The sequence below is a fragment of the Phaeobacter italicus genome, assembly GCF_019801785.1.
GTDB lineage: Bacteria > Pseudomonadota > Alphaproteobacteria > Rhodobacterales > Rhodobacteraceae > Phaeobacter > Phaeobacter italicus.
In genome coordinates this window covers 1-5,825 of sequence record NZ_JAHVIJ010000014.1, presented here as the reverse complement: position 1 = coordinate 5,825, position 5,825 = coordinate 1, and the positions used below count along the sequence as shown (strand labels likewise).

Genomic DNA, 5,825 nt, shown 5'->3' with positions numbered 1-5,825 from the left:
CGGCGGGACGGACCTTGAGGTCGGAACTGCGGTGAAGCGAGGTTGATATTTGAGGGAATGATCGGCGGGTTGCACCGGGAAGTTAGGGTGCACCGGTTGGTTTTTGTCTCTGGGTCTTTCGGGATCCGCGCTCTTTGACATTGATGAAACACTGAAGAGATATGTGGGCGGTTTGGTTCATTTCGATGGATCAACGTCTGTACATATCGCGCTCTTAGGCTTCGGCCGATGATGGAGTGTCAGCTTCACTGTCTTGTTCGGCTTCGGTTTCTTTTGAAACCAAGCACAACAGACAGAGAAATATGAATGTTCGTTTCGAGTTCCTAGCCGGGTTCGAAGCCGTGCTGTTTGGGGCCCGTCCTCAATTGGCGAAGCGGTAGGACATTCAGTGATGTGCAGAGGTTCGAACGTCAAGGATACGCTGGCAACAGCGTTTCAACTTGAGAGTTTGATCCTGGCTCAGAACGAACGCTGGCGGCAGGCCTAACACATGCAAGTCGAGCGCGCCCTTCGGGGTGAGCGGCGGACGGGTTAGTAACGCGTGGGAACGTGCCCAGATCTAAGGAATAGCCACTGGAAACGGTGAGTAATACCTTATACGCCCTTCGGGGGAAAGATTTATCGGATTTGGATCGGCCCGCGTTAGATTAGGTAGTTGGTGGGGTAATGGCCTACCAAGCCTACGATCTATAGCTGGTTTTAGAGGATGATCAGCAACACTGGGACTGAGACACGGCCCAGACTCCTACGGGAGGCAGCAGTGGGGAATCTTGGACAATGGGGGCAACCCTGATCCAGCCATGCCGCGTGAGTGATGAAGGCCTTAGGGTCGTAAAGCTCTTTCGCCTGTGATGATAATGACAGTAGCAGGTAAAGAAACCCCGGCTAACTCCGTGCCAGCAGCCGCGGTAATACGGAGGGGGTTAGCGTTGTTCGGAATTACTGGGCGTAAAGCGCGCGTAGGCGGATTAGTCAGTTAGAGGTGAAATCCCAGGGCTCAACCCTGGAACTGCCTTTAATACTGCTAGTCTTGAGTTCGAGAGAGGTGAGTGGAATTCCGAGTGTAGAGGTGAAATTCGTAGATATTCGGAGGAACACCAGTGGCGAAGGCGGCTCACTGGCTCGATACTGACGCTGAGGTGCGAAAGTGTGGGGAGCAAACAGGATTAGATACCCTGGTAGTCCACACCGTAAACGATGAATGCCAGTCGTCGGCAAGCATGCTTGTCGGTGACACACCTAACGGATTAAGCATTCCGCCTGGGGAGTACGGTCGCAAGATTAAAACTCAAAGGAATTGACGGGGGCCCGCACAAGCGGTGGAGCATGTGGTTTAATTCGAAGCAACGCGCAGAACCTTACCAACCCTTGACATCCTCGGACCGCCAGAGAGATCTGGCTTTCACTTCGGTGACCGAGTGACAGGTGCTGCATGGCTGTCGTCAGCTCGTGTCGTGAGATGTTCGGTTAAGTCCGGCAACGAGCGCAACCCACATCCTTAGTTGCCAGCAGTTCGGCTGGGCACTCTAGGGAAACTGCCCGTGATAAGCGGGAGGAAGGTGTGGATGACGTCAAGTCCTCATGGCCCTTACGGGTTGGGCTACACACGTGCTACAATGGCAGTGACAATGGGTTAATCCCAAAAAACTGTCTCAGTTCGGATTGGGGTCTGCAACTCGACCCCATGAAGTCGGAATCGCTAGTAATCGCGTAACAGCATGACGCGGTGAATACGTTCCCGGGCCTTGTACACACCGCCCGTCACACCATGGGAGTTGGGTTTACCCGAAGGCCGTGCGCTAACTTTTGAGGCAGCGGACCACGGTGAGCTCAGCGACTGGGGTGAAGTCGTAACAAGGTAGCCGTAGGGGAACCTGCGGCTGGATCACCTCCTTTCTAAGGATGATGCTAGATAGATTGGCTTGCCAATCTCGTGCATCACTTAGCAGAAGATCAGTAATCAAAACTGATCAACATCAGGACCGAGCCGTCCTCATATCTCTTCAGATCGTACCGGATCCCGCAGCGGCGGGGTTCAGCAAGGGGCCTTAGCTCAGCTGGGAGAGCGCCTGATTTGCATTCAGGAGGTCAGGAGTTCGATCCTCCTAGGCTCCACCAGAATTATGCCCTTGTTCAGTAACCACCAAGGGTGACGCCGATTTTGCACCAGCAAAATCAACTGGGTCGGTAGCTCAGGTGGTTAGAGCGCACGCCTGATAAGCGTGAGGTCGGAGGTTCAAGTCCTCCTCGACCCACCAGACTTTTGCGGATTTGATCATCAAGCATTCGCCTTTGAATGTTTGATCGTCCAATCGGACAGAAGTTGGTCTTCGCAAGAAGAGCAACGGAATTGACATCGTTTAGAGAGATACAATCAACAACACTGTTGGTCACCCAAGTAAGGGAGCGACCTCAGTTTGGTGCTGAAAGCCACATCGTGGCCTGATGCGAGCCTTTGCATCCGCCCTTTTCCTCGGGCGCGCGAGGGTCTGCCGGATTGAAACCACAGTGTTGTCCAAGTCAAGTACACTAACCCGGTTCATAGTCCGCAAGGTTTATGAACCAATGTTCACTTCTTACGAAGTGAGCGGGAAAGTATGCTTTTGGTTCAGAAACAGCCCGCAGTTTGTTACCAGCTTCTGCGGATGACAGTTCACTGTCTCTTTCTGGACCAGATCAAGCGCGAGAAGGGCGTTTGGTGGATGCCTTGGCAGTAAGAGGCGATGAAGGACGTGATACTCTGCGATAAGCTTGGGGGAGCCGAGAATAGGCTTTGATCCCAGGATCTCCGAATGGGGGAACCCACCTGACAGTTTGTTATTGTTAGCTTCGCTATCAATAATAAGCTTAATCAGGTACTTAAGACCTGAATACATAGGGTTTTAAGAGCAAACCCGGGGAACTGAAACATCTAAGTACCCGGAGGAAAGGAAATCAATATGATACTCCCCTAGTAGCGGCGAGCGAACGGGGACCAGCCGAGCCTTGAGTGTGAATAGAATGTGTTGGGAAGCACAGCCAGAGTGGGTGATAGCCCCGTATATGAAGCATGATAGGACGTATTAAGTAGGGCGGGACACGTGAAATCCTGTCTGAAGATCGGAGGACCACCTTCGAAGGCTAAGTACTCCTTACTGACCGATAGCGAACCAGTACCGTGAGGGAAAGGTGAAAAGCACCCCGACGAGGGGAGTGAAACAGTACCTGAAACCGAACGCCTACAATCAGTTGGAGGCCCCTTGAGGGCTGACAGCGTACCTTTTGTATAATGGGTCATCGACTTGGTCTCACGAGCAAGCTTAAGCCGTTAGGTGTAGGCGCAGCGAAAGCGAGTCTTAATAGGGCGAATGAGTTCGTGGGATCAGACCCGAAACCGAGTGATCTAGGCATGGCCAGGTTGAAGGTGCAGTAACATGCACTGGAGGACCGAACCCACATCCGTTGAAAAGGATCGGGATGAGCTGTGCCTAGGGGTGAAAGGCCAATCAAACTCGGAGATAGCTGGTTCTCTGCGAAATCTATTTAGGTAGAGCGTCATCCGAATACCCCGGGGGGTAGAGCACTGGATGGGTAATGGGGCCCCACAGGCTTACTGATCCTAACCAAACTCCGAATACCCGGGAGTACTAGATGGCAGACACACTGCGGATGCTAACGTCCGTAGTGGAGAGGGAAACAACCCTGACCTACAGCTAAGGCCCCTAATTCATGGCTAAGTGGGAAAGCAGGTGGGATGTCCAAAACAACCAGGAGGTTGGCTTAGAAGCAGCCATCCTTTAAAGATAGCGTAACAGCTCACTGGTCTAAATAAGACGTCCTGCGGCGAAGATGTAACGGGGCTCAAGCCATGAGCCGAAGCTTAGGATGCACATAGTGCATGGTAGCAGAGCGTAGTGTGACATAGCTTCATGTCTCCTTAGTGTCCTAGGACACATCGGAGACACGAAGCTTTCGATGAAGCGGGCGCGTGAGCGATCCCGTGGAGAGATCACTAGCGAGAATGATGACATGAGTAGCGACAAAGAGTGTGAGAGACACTCTCGCCGAAAGTCCAAGGGTTCCTGCTTAAAGCTAATCTGAGCAGGGTAAGCCGGCCCCTAAGGCGAGGCCGAAAGGCGTAGCCGATGGGAACTAGGTTAATATTCCTAGGCCAGGAGGATGTGACGGATTGTGAAGGTAGTTCAGACTTATCGGATTGTCTGGGCTGCTCAGCAGTCCCTGGAAATAGCCCTCCATCAGACCGTACCCTAAACCGACACAGGTGGACTGGTAGAGAATACCAAGGCGCTTGAGAGAACGATGTTGAAGGAACTCGGCAAAATACCTCCGTAAGTTCGCGAGAAGGAGGCCCAGTTTCTACGCAAGTATTGACTGGGGGCACAAACCAGGGGGTGGCGACTGTTTATTAAAAACACAGGGCTCTGCGAAGTCGCAAGACGACGTATAGGGTCTGACGCCTGCCCGGTGCCTGAAGGTTAAAAGGAGGGGTGAGAGCTCCGAATTGAAGCCCAGGTAAACGGCGGCCGTAACTATAACGGTCCTAAGGTAGCGAAATTCCTTGTCGGGTAAGTTCCGACCTGCACGAATGGCGTAACGACTTCCCCGCTGTCTCCAACATCGACTCAGCGAAATTGAATTGCCTGTCAAGATGCAGGCTTCCCGCGGTTAGACGGAAAGACCCCGTGCACCTTTACTACAGCTTCGCACTGGCATCAGGATTGTGATGTGCAGGATAGGTGGTAGGCATCGAAGCCGGGACGCAAGTCCCGGTGGAGCCTCCCTTGAGATACCACCCTTCGCACTCTTGATGTCTAACCGCGGTCCGTTATCCGGATCCGGGACCCTGCGTGGCGGGTAGTTTGACTGGGGCGGTCGCCTCCTAAAGCGTAACGGAGGCGCGCGAAGGTTGGCTCAGAGCGGTCGGAAATCGCTCGTTGAGTGCAATGGCAGAAGCCAGCCTGACTGCGAGACTGACAAGTCGAGCAGAGACGAAAGTCGGCCATAGTGATCCGGTGGTCCCAAGTGGGAGGGCCATCGCTCAACGGATAAAAGGTACGCCGGGGATAACAGGCTGATACTGCCCAAGAGTCCATATCGACGGCAGTGTTTGGCACCTCGATGTCGGCTCATCTCATCCTGGGGCTGGAGCAGGTCCCAAGGGTACGGCTGTTCGCCGTTTAAAGAGGTACGTGAGCTGGGTTTAGAACGTCGTGAGACAGTTCGGTCCCTATCTGCCGTGGGTGTAGGATACTTGAGAGGAGTTGCCCCTAGTACGAGAGGACCGGGGTGAACGATCCACTGGTGGACCTGTTGTTGCGCCAGCAGCAGTGCAGGGTAGCTATGATCGGAAAGGATAACCGCTGAAGGCATCTAAGCGGGAAGCCCCCCTCAAAACAAGGTATCCCTGAGGGCCGTGGAAGACCACCACGTCAATAGGCCGGAGATGTAAGCATGGTAACATGTTCAGTTGACCGGTACTAATCGCCCGATAGGCTTGATCTGTTCCAGTAACAGACAGTGAAAACACAAAAAGAACCAAAAGCAAAACTCGACTAATTGTATCTCTCATAAACAAATCGAGGATTTTCCTCGGTTTGGTGGTCATAGCGCAAGTGAAACACCCGGTCCCATCCCGAACCCGGAAGTTAAGCACTGTTGCGCCGATGGTACTGCGTCTTAAGGCGTGGGAGAGTAGGTCACCGCCAAACCTAGAAAAATCCTCAATACAATTCCAAAAACAACAAACACCGCGGGATGGAGCAGCCAGGTAGCTCGTCAGGCTCATAACCTGAAGGTCGTAGGTTCAAATCCTACTCCCGCAACCA

The 5,825-nt window shown here is 53.1% G+C and carries 3 tRNA genes and 3 rRNA genes; all 6 read left to right on the top strand.

From position 1 onward, the window contains the following. The first annotated feature begins 436 nt into the window (after positions 1 to 436). The 6 genes from KUV39_RS18655 (at position 437) to KUV39_RS18630 (ending at position 5,825) form a co-directional block, all read left to right on the top strand. Positions 437 to 1,896 (top strand): 16S ribosomal RNA (locus tag KUV39_RS18655). 146 nt (positions 1,897 to 2,042) lie between these two features. Beyond that, a tRNA-Ala gene (locus KUV39_RS18650) sits at positions 2,043 to 2,118 on the top strand. Positions 2,119 to 2,181: 63 nt separating this feature from the next. Further along, positions 2,182 to 2,258, top strand: a tRNA-Ile gene (locus KUV39_RS18645). A 416-nt stretch (positions 2,259 to 2,674) separates the two neighbouring features. Beyond that, positions 2,675 to 5,502: ribosomal RNA gene (locus tag KUV39_RS18640) — 23S ribosomal RNA — on the top strand. 91 nt (positions 5,503 to 5,593) lie between these two features. Next, a 5S ribosomal RNA gene (gene rrf / locus KUV39_RS18635) occupies positions 5,594 to 5,708 on the top strand. Together the 16S, 23S and 5S rRNA genes with 3 tRNA genes alongside form the textbook arrangement of a ribosomal RNA operon. 40 nt (positions 5,709 to 5,748) lie before the next feature. Continuing rightward, positions 5,749 to 5,825, top strand: a tRNA-Met gene (locus KUV39_RS18630).